The sequence below is a fragment of the Microvirga antarctica genome, from assembly GCF_017921815.1.
Classification (GTDB): domain Bacteria; phylum Pseudomonadota; class Alphaproteobacteria; order Rhizobiales; family Beijerinckiaceae; genus Microvirga; species Microvirga antarctica.
Genome location: NZ_JAGEMM010000003.1, coordinates 320,292 through 337,312, shown reverse-complemented (window position 1 = coordinate 337,312; position 17,021 = coordinate 320,292). Strand labels below are relative to the sequence as shown.

Here is a 17,021-nt window from a genome sequence, read left to right as displayed (position 1 = left end):
GCCGCACTGGAATGCTCCATGACTCTTCTCGCTCCCTCGTCCGCCTCCCCTGTTTCGTCGGCCACCGACAGCTTTGACGCCAGCCTGGCGGGCCCTGCTCCCCGCCACCGTTCGGTCGGAGTTCGCGTCGGCTCGGTGATGGTCGGCGGCGGGGCGCCCATCGTTGTTCAGTCGATGACGAACACCGACACGGCCGACGCGGATGCAACCGTCGCGCAGGTGGCGGCCTTGGCGCGCGCAGGGTCCGAGATCGTGCGAATCACCGTCGATAGGGACGAGGCGGCAGCAGCTGTTCCACGGATCCGCGAGCGGCTCGACCGGCTCGGCGTCACCGTGCCGCTGGTCGGCGACTTCCATTACATCGGCCACCAGCTGCTGGCCGATCATCCGGCCTGCGCGGAAGCACTGGATAAATACCGGATCAATCCCGGCAATGTGGGCTTCAAGGACAAGAAGGACCGGCAGTTCAGCGCCATCGTCGAGATGGCGATCCGCTACGGCAAGGCCGTGCGCATCGGCGCGAATTGGGGATCGCTGGACCAGGAATTGCTGACCCACCTGATGAACGAGAACGCCGCGTCCGCGCAGCCCCGCGACATGCGCTGGGTCACCCGGGAAGCGATGATTCAATCGGCCTTGCTGTCAGCCGCCCGCGCCGAGGAAATCGGCCTTGGGCGGGATCGCATCATCCTGTCGGCCAAGGTGTCGGCGGTCCAGGACCTGATCGCGGTCTACCAGGATCTCGCCCGCCGCTCCGATTACGCCATCCATCTCGGTCTGACCGAGGCCGGCATGGGCAGCAAGGGGATTGTGGCCTCGTCGGCCGCCATCGGCATCCTCCTGCAGCAGGGAATCGGCGACACGATCCGGTTCTCCCTCACGCCGGAGCCCGGCGGTGACCGCACCGTCGAGGTCAAGACCGCGCAGGAGCTGCTGCAGACCATGGGCTTTCGGACCTTCGTGCCGCTGGTCGCCGCATGTCCCGGCTGCGGACGGACCACGTCGTCGGTGTTCCAGGAACTGGCGCGCGACATCCAGAACTGGATTTCGGCCTCGATGCCGGAATGGAAGCGGCAATATCCCGGCACCGAGAACCTGACGGTTGCGGTGATGGGCTGCATCGTCAACGGGCCGGGAGAGTCCAAGCACGCCCATATCGGCATTTCGCTGCCCGGAACCGGTGAACAGCCCGCAGCCCCCGTCTTCATCGATGGCCAGAAAGCCATGACGTTGCGCGGCCCCACTCTCGCGAAGGACTTTCAGGCCATCGTCCAGGACTATATCGAGCGCAACTACGCGCCGGCCGGGCGTGACGCCGCAGAATAGAAGCGATACAACGGTTTTGTCGGCTGGCAGCCTGCAACCGAATTCCGTTTTCAGTCCGATGGCAACGTGCTAGAGAGCCGCCGCGCCGCCAGACTGGCCGCTGCATCGAAGAGGAGAGGCCGCCCTTTTTTTGCACACGCAGAACCTGACACAAGGGCCGTCGGCGGATCGTTCCGCAAAGAAAATCACATGGCAGAACAGCAAGCTGTAGCGTCCGGGCACGTCGAGACTGTGTCCCCCGAGACGTCCGTCCCAGAACCGCATGCCAAGGCGAGCTTCTGGACGTTGATGCTGGGCTCGATCGGCGTGGTGTTCGGGGATATCGGAACATCCCCTCTCTACGCGTTCAAGGAATCGGTCGCGGCTGCGGCCGCCGGAGGGCCGGTCACGCGGGGGATCATCATGGGGGTCTTGTCCCTCATCCTGTGGTCCCTCGTCCTGGTCGTGACGGTTAAATACGTGTTCATCCTGCTGCGCGCCGACAACAAGGGCGAAGGTGGGACCCTGACCCTGGTGGCCCTCGCCCAGCGCGCGACCGGCAAGCGCCGCGGCGCCGTGCTGATGCTGGGCATCATCGGCGCGGGTCTGTTCTACGGCGACGCCGTCCTGACCCCCGCGATCTCGGTGCTGTCGGCCGTGGAAGGACTGAAACTCGCAGCGCCGAGCCTCGGTCCTTATGTGGTGCCAATCACCATCGCGATCCTGACAGCCCTCTTCATGGTGCAGAGCCGGGGCACAGGGCGGGTCGCCACCTTCTTCGGGCCCATCATGCTGATCTGGTTCGCCTCGCTGGCGGTCGCCGGCCTGCTGCATATTGCCGATGATCCGACCGTGGTGACGGCCATCAACCCGTTCCACGCCGTCATGTTTTTCGTCAACCACCCGGGTGTGTCGCTGGCCGTCCTGGGCGCGGTCTGTCTGGCTGTCACGGGGGCCGAAGCGCTCTATGCGGATCTCGGCCATTTCGGCGGGAAGCCGATTCGTACGGCGTGGCTCTATCTGGTTTTCCCCGCTCTCGTGATCAACTATTTCGGCCAGGGCGCGCTTGTGCTGTCCCAGCCGGACGCCGCCGAATCGCCCCTGTTCCGGCTGGTGCCCGACTGGGCGCTGCTGCCGATGGTGATCCTGGCGACACTGGCCACCATCATCGCCAGCCAGGCGGTCATCACAGGCGCGTTCTCGCTCACCCGTCAGGCGGTTCAGCTCGGCCTGCTGCCGCGCCTCGAAATCCGCTTCACCTCGGCCACCCATCAGGGCCAGATCTACGTCCCGCGCGTCAATTTCCTGCTGCTAATCGGCGTGATCGTGCTGGTGCTGATCTTCCAGTCCTCCAGCAACCTGTCGCACGCCTACGGCGTCTCGGTGTTCGGCGCCATGTCGGTGGACGCGATCCTGGCCATCATCGTGATCTGGAAAGGTTGGCGCTGGTCGCTTTCCCTCACCCTCGCCCTGATGCTGCCCTTCCTGTTCATCGACCTCTCGTTCTTCGGCGCCAATCTGCTCAAGATCTTCACCGGCGGCTATGTGCCGGTGATCCTGGCCTCCGTCATCATCGTGATGATGTGGACCTGGGTGAAGGGCACGGGAATCCTGTTCGAAAAGACCCGCAAGATCGATGTGCCGTTCCTCGAACTGGTGCGCATGCTGGAAAAGAGCCCGCCCCATCGGGTCAAGGGCACGGCGGTCTTTCTGACGAGCGACCCGGACACCGCGCCCGCCGCCCTCCTCCACAACCTGAAGCACAACAAGGTCCTGCACGAGAAGAACGTGATCCTGACCGTGCGCTCGGAAGACGTGCCCCGGGTCGAGATGGAAGACCGCGTCCGCATCGAGCCGGTCGGCGACGCTTTCTGGCGCATCCAGCTGAGCTACGGCTACATGGAAACCCCGAATATCCCGCGCGGGCTGGCCCTGCTGCGCAAACAGGGGTTCAAATTCGACATCATGGCCACGTCGTTCTTCCTGTCGCGCCGGTCGATCCGTCCGGCCTCCCATTCGGGCATGCCGCTCTGGCAGGACAAGCTCTTCATCGGGCTTGCCAAATCCGCCAGCGACGCCACCGACTTCTTCCAGATTCCAACCGGCCGCGTGGTGGAAGTCGGCACGCAGGTCACCGTCTGAGGATGCGCTGTCGTCACGACGCAGCGCCGCTATTTGAACCGTCATGACGCCATCCATCACGCTCCTTCGCCCCAGCCTGGACTGGCTTCCCGCCTACGAGGACGCTCTCGTGGCCGGCTGGTCGCCGAACACGGACCAGGATGTCAGCCGCGACCAGCTGCTGCAGCTGCGCCGCAATCCGCGCCGGTTTCTCGACGATCTGTATCATTCGCCGACCCTGCGGCTGCCCGACGGCCGCGAGGTGCGGCGGCTGCCGGCGCACGATTTCTGGATCAGCGACGGCGATTTCTGCGGCCGGATCGGGTTTCGCTACCAGCCCGGCACCGAGGATCTGCCGCCCAGCGCCATGGGCCATGTGGGCTACACCATCGTGCCGTGGAAGCAGCGTCGCGGCTACGCCACGCAGGCCCTGCGCCTCATCCTGCCCGTCGCCCGGGCGGAAGGCTTCCGAAGGGTCCTGCTGACCTGCGACGACGACAACGAAGCCTCGCAGAAAGTCATCCTGGCCAATGGCGGCGTGGCGGATGGGCAGGTGCCCCATCCCGGCCGCCCCGGTCATGTGAAACTGGCCTTCTGGGTGCCGACAATTCCGGTCTGAGTGGTTCCTGTCCGTTCGCGTGCCTCGCCAGCCCCCGAAAGCCCGTTAGCTCTGCCGCTCGACCACGAAGGCCACGGCGTCCCGCAACGTCCCGACATCCGCGTCGATGCCATCGAGGGCCGCATTCGCTTGCTCGACCAGACGGCGGCATTCGGCCTGCGCGCCCGCCATGCCGAGAAGATCGACAAGGGTCGCCTTGCCCTTCTCGAGGTCCTTGCCGGTGCGCTTTCCGAGAGCCTCGGCTGAGGATTCCCGATCCAGAATATCGTCCGCCACCTGAAAGGCCGCCCCTAGGGTCTGCCCGTAGGCGACGAGGCTCGCGTGAGTCTTGGCATCTGCCCGGCCGAGGATCGCCCCGGCCTCCACGGCGTAGGCCAGAATCGCGCCGGTCTTCATGGCCTGCAAGCGGCGCACCCCGTCCTGATCGGCTGTCACCGCGCCATAACGACCCTCGGCCGCAAGATCGAGCATCTGGCCGCCGACCATGCCGCCGAGACCCGACGCCCGTGCGAGGCGCAGCACGAGCTCGGATCGGATCATGGGATCGTCTGACGTCGCAGGATCGGCCAGCACTTCGAATGCGAGGGTCTGCAACGCATCGCCGGCAAGGATTGCGGTCGCCTCGTCAAAAGCCTTATGAACGGTAGGACGCCCTCTCCTAAGGTCGTCATCGTCCATGGACGGCAGATCATCGTGGACCAGGGAGTAGCAATGCAGCAATTCCACCGCGCACCCGGCCCGCAAGGGACCCGGCCCATCGGCGCCCAGCATCCGGGCGGTCTCGATGGTGAGAAACGGCCGCAGGCGCTTTCCTCCGGCAAGGGACGCGTGACGCAGGGCCCCCATGAGGCGCGCCGGTCGCGCGATTTCACCGGGCCGCGTCTCATCCGCTAGCAATGCCTCGAGGGTCGTCTCGACCTCCCCTGCGACTGCCAACAGTCGCGCCATAAAAGAGCTGGTGGAACGCATCATGTTCAGCCTGAATGCGGGCGGCGAGAATGCCCGGTCGGAGGAAAGCGGCGGCGATGACAAGGCAACCGGCGAGAGCCGGCGCAAGCCGATGACAGTCTTGCTGGCGCTTCGCCGCATCGTCCAGATCGGCCTGAGCCTGATCCTCTTATGGGTCGCGGCGGTCTTTTGGCTAGGTCTTTTGTACTGGGCGGTGCCGCCGGTCTCGACGCTGATGATCGGTCGGTGGGTGACGTTGCGACCGGTGGAGCGGAATTTTGTGCCGCTGGACCAGATTTCTCCTTCCCTGCCGCTCGCCGTCATCACGTCGGAGGACAGCCGGTTCTGCGAGCATGCGGGGGTCGACTGGGACGCGCTCCGCGACGTCGTGGAGGCGGCCGACGAGGACGGCCCGGCGCGCGGCGCGTCGACGATTCCCATGCAGACCGCCAAGAACCTGTTCCTGTGGAACGGTCGTTCGTACATCCGTAAGGGCCTCGAACTGCCCGTCGCCCTCTATCTCGACCTGATCTGGTCGAAGCGGCAGATGATGGAGACCTATCTCAACATCGCCGAATGGGGCGACGGCGTGTTCGGAGCGGAGGCCGCAGCGCAGCGCTATTTCCGCAAATCCGCCCGCGATCTGACCCGGCGGGAAGCGGCCCTTCTGGCCGCGGCCCTGCCCAACCCGCTGATCCGCAATCCGGGTCGGGCGTCCGCCCGCCACCAGCGCATGGCGACGCGGATCATGGGCCGCATGGAGGCGTCAGCCCCCGTCAGCGACTGCCTCAAGGAGTGAGGCCTGACGGCACATCCGGGCGGATTGGGGCTAGATATCTGCCCAAATACCTTGTATGAGGCGCAACCTTATTGAGATTGAGACGTGAGCGTCCCCCGGTTAGAGCGGGCGTTCCGCTGCTGACCGGAGTCGAAAAATGGCCGTTCCAAAAAGAAAAACGTCGCCCTCGCGGCGTGGCATGCGCCGCTCCGCCGATGCCTTGAAAGCCCCGACCTACATCGAGGACAAGGATTCCGGCGAGCTGCGTCGCCCCCACCACATCGATCTGAAGTCGGGCATGTATCGTGGCCGTCAGATCCTGACCGTCAAGACCGAAGCCTAAAGCATCGTCATCTTCGCGGACTTTCAGAACCGGCGTTTCGACGCCGGTTTTTTGTTGCCCGGCAGGCCGTTGAGGCCCGACGAACCGGTCCGCCTTTAGGGTTCCTTAAGCCTGAGGCCCGATCCTGCAATCCAACATTTTGGCCGGCGCGATCGGATTCGCGACCTCGCCCGGCCGCCCGGCATTGCAGTTCAGGATTTTCAGGGTCATGGCGACGACGCGGCAAGGCCGGACGGGGCTCTTTTCGGGCCAGACATTGAGACGGGGCCATGCGCCCCCGCTGGTGGAGCCGACCGCGGCCCTGTCGACACTCGGCGGCGTTACCTATGCGTGGGACCGCGCGACCGACCGTCTGAGCTGGGGACCAAACGCCACAGCCGTTCTGGAGCTGGCGCCCGATGCCCTGCCAATGACGGGGAGGGGCTTCAACGCCCTCGTTGAAAGCCTGGGCGGCCCGGTGCGCGATGAGGCGTCGGCCGACGCCGCCTACGATCTTCGCTACGCGCTTCGCATCTCCCCGAACAGTGCGATCCTGGTCCAGGATTCCGGCCGCCCGTTCTCGGGCCCGGACGGGACGATCGTTCGGGGTTTCCTCAGATCGGACCCGCTCTCGCGAGGCCAGGACAGCCTGCCGCGCGCCGTCAACGACCGCACCGCGCTGTTGCGCCGGCTGCACAACGATATCGCGGAGGCGCTCCGCTTTCCCCACACGGTGACGCTGATCGTCGGAGAAATCGTGGACGGCGATCTCGCCGAGCAGGACGAGCTCGCACGGCTCATCCGGCCGATCATGCGGCGGCGCGACCATCTCACCCTCCTCCCTGCGGGCCGATTTGCCCTCGTGCTGACCTCGTGCACCCCCGATAACGCCCTGATGGCCACTAGCCGTCTCGTCGAGGGGCTCACGACGCCGACGCGTCAGGTCCGGGCCGCTGCCATTCTGGCGCCCGCGCACGCCCTCGATGCCTGCCGCCTGCTCGCGCTGGTCGAGCGCGATCTCGACCAGATGGATGGGGGCTCCAGCGCCCTCCTTCACCAAGCGCGGGCCGATGTCCCCGTGCGCGCCACGCCCAAGGAACCGATCGACCTTGTGGGCCTGCTCAACGACCGGCGACTGGCGCTGGTGCTGGAGCCGATCGCCGACGCGCATGCGGACGGGTCGCCACTGGCAAGAGCCCGCCTCGCCATCGACGGCGGTGCTGTCGCGCCGCCCATCCTCGACCGCCCCGTCGACCCGGAGGTCGCCCTTCTGGTGGACGGCCGCAAGCTCGAGCAGGTCGCGTCCCACCTCGCTCGCTGGCCGGATGCGCGCATCGTCATGCCGATTGAGATCGCAACCCTGCGCGATTCGGAATGGCTCGCGATGCTGGCAGCCCACCTGGGCGCGCGGCCAGGCATCGCCTCCCGCCTCATCGTGGCACTGCCGGAAATGGTGCTGATTGAGAAGGCCAAGGTGCTGGGTCGCCTTGACGCCATGAAGGCCCTCGGGATCGGGCTCTCGCTGGATGGCTTCGGGGGTGGTTACGCCACCCATGCGCGCCTGCGCCGCCTGCCGATCGACCTCGTCTGCATCGATGCGGTGTTCACCCAGACCCTCGCCCGCTCCACCGCCGACCGGTTGTTCGTGCGCACCCTTGTCGATATCGCCCAGCATCTCGGCATCGCGACCGCCGGGGCTGGGATCGACGATGCGGCGGTGGCTGATATGCTGCGCGGGTGGGGAATCGACTACCTTGAGGGGTCGATCGCAGGACCGGCCGTTAAGGCCGAGCCGGAAAGAGCCTTGCCGCCCATGGCAAAGCGGGCCTGAGCGGGCCGCCCATCCGGATCTCGTCTACTTGCGGGCGAGTTCGTCGAGCTTGGCCTGCATGTCGGCCATCTGCTTTTTCAGCGAGTCGAGATCGGTGCCCTCGCTGGCCGTCTCGTCCTCGCGCTTCGGTCCGAACGTGCCGCCCGGACGACCGGTGAAGGGCGTGAAGAGCCGCATCGCCTCGGTGAACATGCCCATGTTCTTGCGCACCTGCTCTTCCATGGTGTGGAAGACCGAGCCGCCAAAGGTCGCGCTCATCTGCTCGCGCAGTTTCTGCTGGTCCCGCGACAGGTTGTTCATGGAAAATTCGAGATAGCTCGGCACCAGCGACTGGATGCTGTCGCCATAAAGGCCGATCAGTTGCCGCAGCACGGTCACGGGCAGGAGGTTCTGCCCCTCCTTGCCCTCCTGCTCGACGATAATCTGGGTCAGGACCGAGCGGGTGATGTCGTCGCCGGACTTGGCGTCGAAGACGACGAAGTCCTCGCCCAGACGCACCATGACGGCGAGATCCTCAAGCGTCACATAGGTCGAGGTGCCTGTATGGTAGAGGCGGCGATTGGCATATTTCTTGATAACAGTCGGTTTTGTGTCCGTCGCCATGGGTCGCGATACAGTCCTTGACTGGTCCGGACCATTCCGGACCGGTCCGGAAATTCCGGAGAGGGGCCGGACAATCCGGCACGGTGGCGCGCGTGGTCCCGATGGGGATTTTCGGCCTTCGCCCCAGCTTATAGGCCTTCCAGGCAGCGATCAAAGCCCCAAATGTCGAGCAGGCATTCGTCCCGCGCGGCGCTCGACCCTTGACTTCGCCTGTTTGCGGGCTTTGATCGCAGCATCCGTATAAGCGCTCGTGGGCTCCCGTCCGAAGAGCCCGCCATCACAGGAGTTGGAAATGTCCGGAGAGAATATCGTCATCGTGGGCGCTGCGCGCACCGCTGTCGGCTCGTTCAACGGCGCCTTCGGCAACACCCCCGCCCACGAACTCGGCGCCGCGGCCATCAAGGCCGCCCTGGAGCGCGCCAAGGTCGATCCCAGCGAGGTCGACGAGGTCATCCTCGGGCAGATCCTGTCGGCTGGCCAGGGCCAGAACCCGGCCCGTCAGGCTGCCATGGCGGCGGGCATTCCGCAGGAGAAGACGGCCTGGGGTCTCAACCAGTTGTGCGGCTCCGGGCTGCGCAGCGTGGCCCTCGGCATGCAGCAGATCGCCAATGGCGACGCCAAGATCATCGTCGCCGGCGGCCAGGAATCCATGTCGCAGGCCCAGCACGCTGCCTATATGCGGGGCGGCACGAAGATGGGCGACCTCAAACTCGCCGACACCATGATGAAGGACGGCCTCATCGACGCTTTCCACGGCTACCACATGGGCACCACGGCCGAGAACGTCGCGCAGAAATGGCAGCTCACCCGCGAGGAGCAGGACCAGTTCGCGACCGCATCGCAGAACAAGGCCGAGGCTGCCCAGAAGGCCGGCCGGTTCAAGGACGAGATCGTGCCTTTCACGGTCTCGACCCGCAAGGGCGACACCGTCGTCGACCAGGATGAATACATCCGGGCCGGCACGACGGTGGACGGGCTTGCCAAGCTGAAGCCCGCCTTCTCGAAGGATGGAACGGTGACCGCCGGCAATGCCTCGGGCATCAACGACGGCGCTGCCGCCATCGTGCTCATGAGCGAGGCCGAGGCGCAGAAGCGCGGGCTCAAGCCTTTGGCCAAGATCGTGTCCTGGGCGACCGCCGGCGTGGACCCGGCCGTGATGGGCACTGGCCCGATCCCGGCCTCCCGCAAGGCGCTGGAGAAAGCCGGCTGGAAAGTCTCCGACCTCGATCTCGTCGAAGCCAACGAGGCCTTCGCCGCGCAGGCGCTCGCCGTCAACAAGGACATGGGCTGGGATCCCGCGATCGTGAACGTCAATGGCGGCGCCATCGCCATCGGTCACCCGATCGGCGCGTCCGGCGGACGAGTGCTGGTGACGCTCCTGCACGAGATGGCCCGGCGGGACGCCAAGAAGGGGCTTGCTACGCTTTGCATCGGCGGTGGCATGGGCATCGCCATGTGCGTCGAGCGCTGAGCGAAACTCTTCTTCGCATGAACGCTTCTCTTGGCGGTCACAGTCGCTAAGCTATAGAAATGGACGGCCCGGCTCGATCCGGACCGTTTCCTCATAAAGCGGGTTCACCAGAGACCCGTTCGAACCGATCAGGGAAGGAAGATGGTCATGGCGCGCGTCGCATTGGTCACGGGGGGCACACGCGGCATCGGAGCCGCCATATCCCGCAGCCTGAAGGAAGCCGGCTATCTCGTGGCGGCCAATTACGCCGGCAACGACGAGGCCGCCCATCGCTTCAAGGACGAGACGGGCATTCCGGTCTTCAAGTTCGACGTGTCCGATCTGGGCGCCTGCGAGACCGGCATGCGGGCGGTCGTGGAGGCGCTCGGGCCGGTGGATGTCCTCGTCAATAACGCCGGCATCACCCGGGATGTCATGTTCCACCGCATGACCTTCGATCAGTGGTCGCAGGTCGTCCGCACCAATCTCGATTCCATGTTCACCTGCACGCGGCCGGTGATTGAGGGGATGCGGGAGCGCGGCTTTGGACGGATCATTCTGATCTCCTCCATCAACGGCCAGAAAGGCCAGTTGGGGCAAACAAACTATGCGGCCGCCAAGGCCGGACTTGTCGGCTTTGCGAAAGCGCTCGCGCTTGAGAATGCCGCCCGGGGCATCACCGTCAACGTCATCGCGCCGGGCTATATCGCCACCGAAATGGTCCAGGCTGTTCCGCCCGAGGTTCTCAAAACCAAGATCCTCCCGCTGATTCCCGTCGGCCGGCTCGGTGAGGCCGCCGAGATTGCCCGCGCGGTCGTGTTCCTTGCCGCCGACGAGGCCGGTTTCATCACCGGCGCGACGCTTGCGGCGAATGGCGGCCAGTACATGGCCTGATTCCCTCTCTGCCGCGGGAGCTTCCGGCAGCCGGCAGTTTCGGCTAAGCGGGGCGCATGACGACACGCAGCGCCACCGCCATCGGGTTTATCGCCGTCCTGTTCTGGGCGCTTCTCGCGCTGCTCACCGCCGCGACGGGCACGATTCCGCCGTTCCAGCTCGCCGCCATGACGTTCCTGGTGGGCGGGCTCGTCGGCGCGTCGACCTGGATCCTGCGTCCCGAAGGCCTGCGTGCCTTGCGTCAAAGGCCCGCCGTGTGGGCGCTGGGCGTCACTGGCCTGTTCGGCTACCACGCCCTCTACTTTGCGGCCCTGCGCCTCGCCCCTCCGGCCGAGGCGGGGCTCATCAACTATCTCTGGCCGCTGCTGATCGTGCTGTTCTCGTCGCTCCTGCCCGGCGAGCATCTGCGCCGGGCCCATGTGATCGGCGCGTTTCTGGGTTTTGCCGGCGTCATCGTCCTGATCGCCGGACGGGGCGCGCTGGAGGCGCGGGCGGAAAACTGGCCCGGCTATCTCTGCGCCTTTATCGCCGCCTTCGTGTGGGCCGGCTATTCGGTCCTGTCGCGTCGTTTTGGCCAGGTCTCCAGCGATGCGGTCGCGGGCTTCTGCCTCGCCACGTCCCTGCTCAGCCTGATCTGCCACCTGCTGTTCGAGACGACGGTCTGGCCGGCGACAAGCACGCAATGGCTGGCCCTGCTGGCGCTGGGCCTCGGCCCCGTGGGAGCTGCCTTCTATGTGTGGGATATCGGCATGAAGCGGGGGGATATCCGCCTGCTCGGCGTCGCCTCCTACGCAACGCCGGTCCTGTCGACGCTGCTGCTGGTGGCTGCGGGCTATGCGGAGCCGTCGATCACCCTGGCGGCGGCGTGCGGCCTGATCGTGCTGGGGGCGCTCGTCGCCACTGTTCCGATCAAGGGCCGCCGTCCATGACCCTGTGGGTATATTCGTAGGCGACCTCGAAGCCGAGAGTTGCGTAGAGCGAGCCGGCGATTTCGTTCTCGGCCCGCACCTGCAGGTAGGTGCTGTGCGCGCCCTGCGTACAACCCCAGGCAATCAGGCTGTTGACCACCCGGCGCCCCAGCCCAAGGCCCCGCAGGTCCGGCGCCACGACGATGTCATAGAGACCCACATAGCCGCGCTCGCAGACGCCCAATCCCCAGGCGACCGGACGGTCGTCGAGATGCAGGGTGGCAAAAGCGGTCTTCTGGCGGATCCGTGAGACGATCGCTGCGAGCTTGGCATCGTCGGCCTTGTCGCCGCCGTAGGAATGAGACGCGTCGCGCACCCAGCGCGCCGAAACAGCCTCCGCGAGGACAACTTCGGGATCAGGTTCGCAATCGCCGGCGACCGGGGCCACCAGCACCCGCGTCGGCTCGACCGCGATGAACCCCATATCCTTGAGCAGCGCATCGACGGACGCTTCCTCCAAGCCGTTGAGACGGAAGGTCGGCCGCAGGTTCGCGCGCAAAAACTGCGCCGTCATGTGCTCGACCAGAGGCGCGTCGAGGCGCGCGCCGCGCATCAGGGGCGTTACCGAATTGGCGCGCTTGGTGTAGCCGTCGGCCAGCCGCAGGATCCAGCCGTCATAGGTCTGGTACTCCAGCGAGGGCCACGCGTTCAGAAGGCGGCTCTCCAGCCCGAGGACGAGGGTGTGATCGGTCATGATCGTCTCACAATCCCTGACCAGCGCCGGCGTTCCGCAGCAGAGCGACAGGAGCCATTCTCTAGAACCTGTTCTTCCATTCCCGCAGAGCCTGAAACACCTCGACGGCCGGCGCGCCAGCGCGGTCGACAGACCGCGCGAGCGCCGCTTCGCCCGCGCGCAGGAAGGGGTTTTCGGCCTTTTCCGCGCCAATGGTCGAGGGCACGAGGAAACGTCCCTCGGCCTGCGCGGTGGCGGCCTCGGCCGCCCTTCGCTGGAGGGCCGCGTTGTCCGGATCGGCAGCAAGCGCAAAGCGCGCATTGGCCATTGTGTAATCGTGTCCGGAATAGACACGGGTCTCGTCGGGGAGTGCTGCCAGACGCTGGAGCGAGGCCCAGAACGCCGTGTAGCTGCCTTCCAGAAGCCTTCCGCAGCCGAGCGTGAACAGCGTGTCGCCGCAGAACAGAATCCTGTCGGCCGCAAACCAGTAGGACACATGGTCGTTGCAATGGCCCGGCGTGTCCCAGACCTCGCCGGTGAGAGCGCCCACCCTGACCGTATCGCCTTCCTTGACGAACACATCCGCGCCCGGGACCTGATCGCGCGCCTTTTCGGGCGCCACCACCCGGCAACCGAACCGGGCCTTGAGGGCCGGAATGGCCTGGATATGATCCGAATGCCGATGGGTGACGAGGATCTCCGACAGGGTCCAGCCGGTTTCTTTCAGCGCAGCCAGGATCGGCGATTCCTCCGGTGCATCGATGGCGGCGCATTGACCCGTCTCGCTATCGCGCATGAGCACGCCGATATTGTCGGACAGGCAACGGAAGACATGGATTTCGGCGGACATGAGGGCCTCGGCTTGCTGCATTCGGCGTTATCATGGGACAGTCGCACGGCCTGACCAGACTTGACAGGCAAGAGCGACCGCCACCGGCGGAAGAAAGAACGCGTTCGGGATCTGATGAGCATCGACATTACCGATTTGAGGAGTTTCTACGCAAGTCCGCTCGGCGTCGTCACGCGGCGCTATGTGGGCCGCGCCATCGCCCGGTTCTGGGGTCCGTTGACCGGTCTGCGGGTGCTCGGCCTCGGCTATGCGCCGCCCTATCTCGCCATCGCCCACGATCAGGCCGAGCGCACCCTGGCGTTCATGCCCTCGAGCCAGGGCGTCGTGAACTGGCCGGGGATGGGCGCTTCCGCCTCCGCCCTCGTGGACCCGCTGACCATGCCGCTCCCGGATGCCTGCATTGACCGGGTGCTGCTCATCCACGCCCTCGAGACGGTGGAAAGCCCGAGCGAGTTGCTGCACGAGATCTGGCGCATCCTGACGCCGGGCGGGCGCATCATCATGGTGGCGCCCAACCGGCGCGGCCTGTGGGCGCGGATGGACACCACCCCCTTCGGCTACGGCCAGCCCTATAGCCGCTCGCAGTTGAAAAGCCTGATGCGCCAGACCTGGTTCTCACCGGAAGGATGGGCCGAGACGCTCTATGTGCCGCCCCTGCGGAACCGCCTGCTGCTGCGGACCGCCCAGGCGTGGGAGCAGATCGGCATCGGGTTCTCGCTTCCCTTCGCGGGGCTCCACATCGTGGAGGCGACCAAGCAGCTCTATCGGCCGGGGGCCGTGCGGGCGGTGCGACGGTCGAGCCGGATGTCGCCGGTTTTCGTCCCGGCCTCCTCGCCCGCCTCCCGCATCGCCGCCAAGCCCTGACAGCGGCAATTTGGCGGCGTTGCAGCGTTATCTTGACTTGCGGATGGGGAATCGCCAGTGTCCCGCCGCCCGGCGAGGCTGCAAGGTCAGCGCCGGATTTCGTATTTTAAACAGGGTCTGATGCGCAGTTATCTCGATTTCGAAAAGCCCGTCGCCGAGCTCGAAGCCAAGGTTGAAGAGCTCCGGGCGCTCGGCGAAAACCGCGACGCCGTCTCGATTGCCGACGACATCAGCCGCCTTGAGACGAAGGCCGGCGAGGCGTTGAAGGATCTCTACGGGAAGCTGACGCCGTGGCAGAAGACGCTGGTGGCCCGCCACCCGCAGCGTCCGCACTTCGTCGATTACTGTGCCGGCCTGATCACTGAATTCACCCCCCTGGCGGGCGACCGGAAATTCGCCGAGGACGAGGCGATCGTCGGCGGCTTCGGGCGCTTTCGCGGCCAGGCCGTCTGCGTGCTGGGGCAGGAAAAGGGTGCGAGCACCGAAACGCGCATCCGCCACAATTTCGGCATGGCCCGGCCCGAGGGCTATCGCAAGGCCGTCCGGCTGATGGAAATGGCCGACCGCTTCGGCCTGCCCGTGCTGTCCTTCGTCGACACGGCCGGCGCCTATCCGGGCATCGAGGCGGAGGAGCGCGGGCAGGCCGAGGCCATCGCCCGCTCCACCGAGATGCAGCTTTCGCTCGGCGTCCCCAATGTGTCGCTGGTCATCGGTGAAGGCGGGTCCGGCGGCGCCATCGCCATCGCCACCGCCAACAAGGTGCTGATGCTCGAACACGCCATCTACAGCGTCATCTCGCCGGAAGGCGCGGCCTCGATCCTGTGGCGGGATTCGGCCCGCGCGCAGGATGCCGCCACCAACATGAAGATCACCGCCCAGGACCTCATGCGGCTCGGCATCATCGACGGGATCGTGGTCGAGCCCACCGGCGGTGCGCATCGCGAGCCTCAGGCGGCCATCAAGGCGGCGGGCGACGCCATAGAGGAGGCCCTGAACGATCTCGGCAATATGGGCCCGGCCGAATTGCGCGATCACCGGGCCGAGAAATTCCTCGCGATCGGCAGAAAGCTCTGACGTCCGTTTTGTCGCAGCCGATAAATTCCGTTGCAAATCCAGCGATTTTTGCCGTTTGATCCACCGGATTTTACCCGCTGTTCAGCATAACTCCGTTACGGCAACGCTTGCGGTAACAGCGAGTTAAGGCTAACGATCTAGACAGGTTGGGGAACTGCCCGGCGCAAGATCGGGCAGATCAAGAAATGCGGGGTCCCCCATGATGAAGCGTATCGCAGTGGCGGCGAGCCTCGTGCTCGCGCTTTCCGCCTGCCAGGACGAGGGCTACTCGCGCAGCTCCACGCGCCATCTGTCGCCCATTCCGCCGGCCACGATGGCGCTGATGGAAGAGAAGGGCATGTCCCGGTCGGACCCTATCCTCATCCGTTCCTACAAGAAGGAAGCGGAGATGGAGGTCTGGAAAAAGAACTCCACGGGCCGCTACGCTCTGCTCAAGACCTACCCGATCTGCCGCTGGTCCGGCCAGCTTGGCCCGAAGGTCAAGGAAGGCGATCGGCAGGCGCCCGAAGGCTTCTACACGGTCACGCCGTCGCAGATGAACCCGAACTCGGCCTATTATCTTTCGTTCGATACGGGCTTCCCGAACGCCTATGACCGCTCGTTCGGCCGCACGGGTGCGGCCCTCATGGTCCACGGCTCGTGCTCCTCGCGCGGCTGCTTTGCCATGACGGACCAGAACATCGCGGAAATCTACGCGATTGCCCGCGATTCGCTCTCAAACGGCCAACGGGGCTTCCAGTTCCAGTCCTACCCCTTCCGGATGACGGCCAAGAACCTGGCCCAGCACCGTCTCGACCAGAACATCGCCTTCTGGAAGAACCTGAAGGAAGGCTCCGACTACTTCGAGGTGACCAAAGACGAGCCCCGCATCAGCGTGGCGGCCGGTCGTTACCAGTTCAACGTGACCGACGAGACGGTCGTGGCCGCCCTCCACCAGAAAGCCCGCCAGGACGATCAGGCTGTGGCCGAGCTGGTTTCGAGCGGCGTCCAGCCTGTGAAGGTCGTCTATAACGACGGCGGTTCCCACGAATCCTTCGTGACCGCGATGGCGGGCACGGGCGGCTCGGACGGGTCCCTCGTGGTCGACACCCGCATGCGCGACAAGTTCGGCGATATCAGCCGTCCCGAAGGCCTGTCCTCGGGACCGCAGGAAATCGTCCTGGACGATACCGGCAAACCCAAGCGCGAAGCGCCCTCCACGGCGCTGGCTTTTGCGTCGGCCCCGAAGGTGGCGGCTGAGGCCCAGCCTGCTGCAGCTCCGGCACCGGCCTTCAAGCTCGCATCGGCAACGCCGCAGGCGCCTGCTCCTGTCAGTGCCAATGCCAATGCCGCTGCGGCGCCTGAATCGGACAGTCCGTTCTACAAGAAGATGCTCGGCGGAATCGGCGACCTGTTCAGCACGTCCGCTGCGCCGGCGCAGACCGCCCCGGCAGAGCCCGCTCAGGTGGCGACAACCCCCTTGCCGCCGCAGCGCACGGTGACGGCGGTCAAGCCCGCTGTCGCTCCTGCCGTTCCGCCCCGTCGGGCCCAGGCGCAGACGGGCGTCACCGTGGCGGTCGCCCAATAGGCGAAACGCTCATCTCGCCTATGAAAAGGCCCGCTTCCCAGCGGGCTTTTTTGTGAACGGCCTGCCATATTTCACCGACCTGGGGCAGGCTTGCGGGCGCCGCTCGATGATTGTTCGGCGGCGGTGTCAGCCTGTCTCTCTGCAGACGGGAGCG

At 65.7% G+C, this 17,021-nt stretch carries 16 protein-coding genes; 12 read left to right on the top strand and 4 right to left on the bottom strand.

The window, feature by feature from the left end:
• The first annotated feature begins 18 nt into the window (after nucleotides 1–18).
• From ispG to J4G32_RS12700, 3 genes are all read left to right on the top strand, one after another.
• Nucleotides 19–1,326, top strand: coding sequence for a flavodoxin-dependent (E)-4-hydroxy-3-methylbut-2-enyl-diphosphate synthase (gene ispG, locus J4G32_RS12710; protein ID WP_210493695.1), 1,308 nt, complete (start codon nucleotides 19–21; stop codon nucleotides 1,324–1,326).
• Nucleotides 1,327–1,515: 189 nt separating this feature from the next.
• Nucleotides 1,516–3,447 (top strand): potassium transporter Kup, encoded by a 1,932-nt coding sequence (locus J4G32_RS12705; protein WP_210493684.1) that lies wholly within the window; start codon nucleotides 1,516–1,518, stop codon nucleotides 3,445–3,447.
• A 43-nt stretch (nucleotides 3,448–3,490) separates the two neighbouring features.
• Complete coding sequence (locus tag J4G32_RS12700; RefSeq protein ID WP_210493683.1) at nucleotides 3,491–4,045, top strand: GNAT family N-acetyltransferase; 555 nt, start codon at nucleotides 3,491–3,493, stop codon at nucleotides 4,043–4,045.
• A 45-nt stretch (nucleotides 4,046–4,090) separates the two neighbouring features.
• Here the strand turns inward: J4G32_RS12700 and J4G32_RS12695 are convergent, their stop codons facing one another.
• Nucleotides 4,091–5,017, bottom strand: coding sequence for a polyprenyl synthetase family protein (locus J4G32_RS12695; RefSeq protein ID WP_210493680.1), 927 nt, complete (start codon nucleotides 5,015–5,017; stop codon nucleotides 4,091–4,093).
• Between J4G32_RS12695 and mtgA the strand changes: the two genes are divergently transcribed.
• The 3 genes from mtgA to J4G32_RS12680 all read left to right on the top strand — a co-directional run bounded on the left by mtgA (nucleotide 5,016) and on the right by J4G32_RS12680 (nucleotide 7,924).
• A complete protein-coding gene (mtgA, locus tag J4G32_RS12690; protein WP_210493677.1) occupies nucleotides 5,016–5,792 on the top strand; it encodes a monofunctional biosynthetic peptidoglycan transglycosylase in 777 nt (258 codons plus the stop codon). The genes J4G32_RS12695 and mtgA overlap by 2 nt on opposite strands.
• Nucleotides 5,793–5,928: 136 nt before the next feature.
• Entirely contained in the window at nucleotides 5,929–6,114 is a 186-nt protein-coding gene (gene rpmF / locus J4G32_RS12685; RefSeq protein ID WP_210493670.1) for a 50S ribosomal protein L32, read from the top strand.
• A gap of 208 nt (nucleotides 6,115–6,322) precedes the next feature.
• Nucleotides 6,323–7,924 (top strand): EAL domain-containing protein, encoded by a 1,602-nt coding sequence (locus J4G32_RS12680; RefSeq protein ID WP_210493665.1) that lies wholly within the window; start codon nucleotides 6,323–6,325, stop codon nucleotides 7,922–7,924.
• A 24-nt stretch (nucleotides 7,925–7,948) separates the two neighbouring features.
• Here the strand turns inward: J4G32_RS12680 and phaR are convergent, their stop codons facing one another.
• Nucleotides 7,949–8,527, bottom strand: coding sequence for a polyhydroxyalkanoate synthesis repressor PhaR (gene phaR, locus J4G32_RS12675; protein WP_210493661.1), 579 nt, complete (start codon nucleotides 8,525–8,527; stop codon nucleotides 7,949–7,951).
• 292 nt (nucleotides 8,528–8,819) lie between these two features.
• Here phaR and J4G32_RS12670 point away from each other — a divergent pair, with 292 nt between their 5' ends.
• The 3 genes from J4G32_RS12670 to yddG all read left to right on the top strand — a co-directional run bounded on the left by J4G32_RS12670 (nucleotide 8,820) and on the right by yddG (nucleotide 11,800).
• Entirely contained in the window at nucleotides 8,820–9,998 is a 1,179-nt protein-coding gene (locus tag J4G32_RS12670; RefSeq protein WP_210493655.1) for an acetyl-CoA C-acetyltransferase, read from the top strand.
• Nucleotides 9,999–10,139: 141 nt separating this feature from the next.
• The gene (phbB, locus tag J4G32_RS12665) at nucleotides 10,140–10,871 is read left to right on the top strand and encodes an acetoacetyl-CoA reductase (protein ID WP_210493653.1); all 732 of its coding nucleotides are present in this window, start codon (nucleotides 10,140–10,142) and stop codon (nucleotides 10,869–10,871) included.
• Nucleotides 10,872–10,927: 56 nt separating this feature from the next.
• Entirely contained in the window at nucleotides 10,928–11,800 is an 873-nt protein-coding gene (yddG, locus tag J4G32_RS12660) for an aromatic amino acid exporter YddG (RefSeq protein ID WP_210493649.1), read from the top strand.
• On the opposite strand, the gene J4G32_RS12655 is transcribed toward yddG, so the two are convergent.
• Together J4G32_RS12655 and gloB are read right to left on the bottom strand one after the other, a co-directional pair.
• Nucleotides 11,781–12,533 (bottom strand): GNAT family N-acetyltransferase, encoded by a 753-nt coding sequence (locus tag J4G32_RS12655; protein WP_210493645.1) that lies wholly within the window; start codon nucleotides 12,531–12,533, stop codon nucleotides 11,781–11,783. The two genes, yddG and J4G32_RS12655, sit on opposite strands and share 20 nt — an antisense overlap.
• Nucleotides 12,534–12,594: 61 nt before the next feature.
• Nucleotides 12,595–13,362 (bottom strand): hydroxyacylglutathione hydrolase, encoded by a 768-nt coding sequence (gene gloB / locus J4G32_RS12650; protein ID WP_210493642.1) that lies wholly within the window; start codon nucleotides 13,360–13,362, stop codon nucleotides 12,595–12,597.
• Nucleotides 13,363–13,476: 114 nt separating this feature from the next.
• Here gloB and J4G32_RS12645 point away from each other — a divergent pair, with 114 nt between their 5' ends.
• From J4G32_RS12645 to J4G32_RS12635, 3 genes are all read left to right on the top strand, one after another.
• On the top strand, nucleotides 13,477–14,226 hold the full coding sequence (locus J4G32_RS12645; RefSeq protein ID WP_210493634.1) for a class I SAM-dependent methyltransferase: 750 nt from the start codon (nucleotides 13,477–13,479) through the stop codon (nucleotides 14,224–14,226).
• A gap of 120 nt (nucleotides 14,227–14,346) precedes the next feature.
• Nucleotides 14,347–15,300 carry an acetyl-CoA carboxylase carboxyltransferase subunit alpha gene (locus J4G32_RS12640; RefSeq protein ID WP_210493630.1) on the top strand — a complete coding sequence of 318 codons (954 nt, stop codon included), beginning with the start codon at nucleotides 14,347–14,349 and terminating at the stop codon, nucleotides 15,298–15,300.
• 199 nt (nucleotides 15,301–15,499) lie between these two features.
• Entirely contained in the window at nucleotides 15,500–16,867 is a 1,368-nt protein-coding gene (locus J4G32_RS12635) for a L,D-transpeptidase family protein (RefSeq protein WP_210493625.1), read from the top strand.
• Nucleotides 16,868–17,021: the final 154 nt, after the last annotated feature.

Coding starts and splice junctions, on each gene's coding strand:
- ispG (WP_210493695.1), top strand. CDS start 19: ATGACTCTTCTCGCTCCCTCGTCCGCCTCCCCTGTTTCGTCGGCCACC.
- J4G32_RS12705 (WP_210493684.1), top strand. CDS start 1,516: ATGGCAGAACAGCAAGCTGTAGCGTCCGGGCACGTCGAGACTGTGTCC.
- J4G32_RS12700 (WP_210493683.1), top strand. CDS start 3,491: ATGACGCCATCCATCACGCTCCTTCGCCCCAGCCTGGACTGGCTTCCC.
- mtgA (WP_210493677.1), top strand. CDS start 5,016: ATGTTCAGCCTGAATGCGGGCGGCGAGAATGCCCGGTCGGAGGAAAGC.
- J4G32_RS12695 (WP_210493680.1), bottom strand. CDS start 5,017: ATGATGCGTTCCACCAGCTCTTTTATGGCGCGACTGTTGGCAGTCGCA.
- rpmF (WP_210493670.1), top strand. CDS start 5,929: ATGGCCGTTCCAAAAAGAAAAACGTCGCCCTCGCGGCGTGGCATGCGC.
- J4G32_RS12680 (WP_210493665.1), top strand. CDS start 6,323: ATGGCGACGACGCGGCAAGGCCGGACGGGGCTCTTTTCGGGCCAGACA.
- phaR (WP_210493661.1), bottom strand. CDS start 8,527: ATGGCGACGGACACAAAACCGACTGTTATCAAGAAATATGCCAATCGC.
- J4G32_RS12670 (WP_210493655.1), top strand. CDS start 8,820: ATGTCCGGAGAGAATATCGTCATCGTGGGCGCTGCGCGCACCGCTGTC.
- phbB (WP_210493653.1), top strand. CDS start 10,140: ATGGTCATGGCGCGCGTCGCATTGGTCACGGGGGGCACACGCGGCATC.
- yddG (WP_210493649.1), top strand. CDS start 10,928: ATGACGACACGCAGCGCCACCGCCATCGGGTTTATCGCCGTCCTGTTC.
- J4G32_RS12655 (WP_210493645.1), bottom strand. CDS start 12,533: ATGACCGATCACACCCTCGTCCTCGGGCTGGAGAGCCGCCTTCTGAAC.
- gloB (WP_210493642.1), bottom strand. CDS start 13,362: ATGTCCGCCGAAATCCATGTCTTCCGTTGCCTGTCCGACAATATCGGC.
- J4G32_RS12645 (WP_210493634.1), top strand. CDS start 13,477: ATGAGCATCGACATTACCGATTTGAGGAGTTTCTACGCAAGTCCGCTC.
- J4G32_RS12640 (WP_210493630.1), top strand. CDS start 14,347: ATGCGCAGTTATCTCGATTTCGAAAAGCCCGTCGCCGAGCTCGAAGCC.
- J4G32_RS12635 (WP_210493625.1), top strand. CDS start 15,500: ATGATGAAGCGTATCGCAGTGGCGGCGAGCCTCGTGCTCGCGCTTTCC.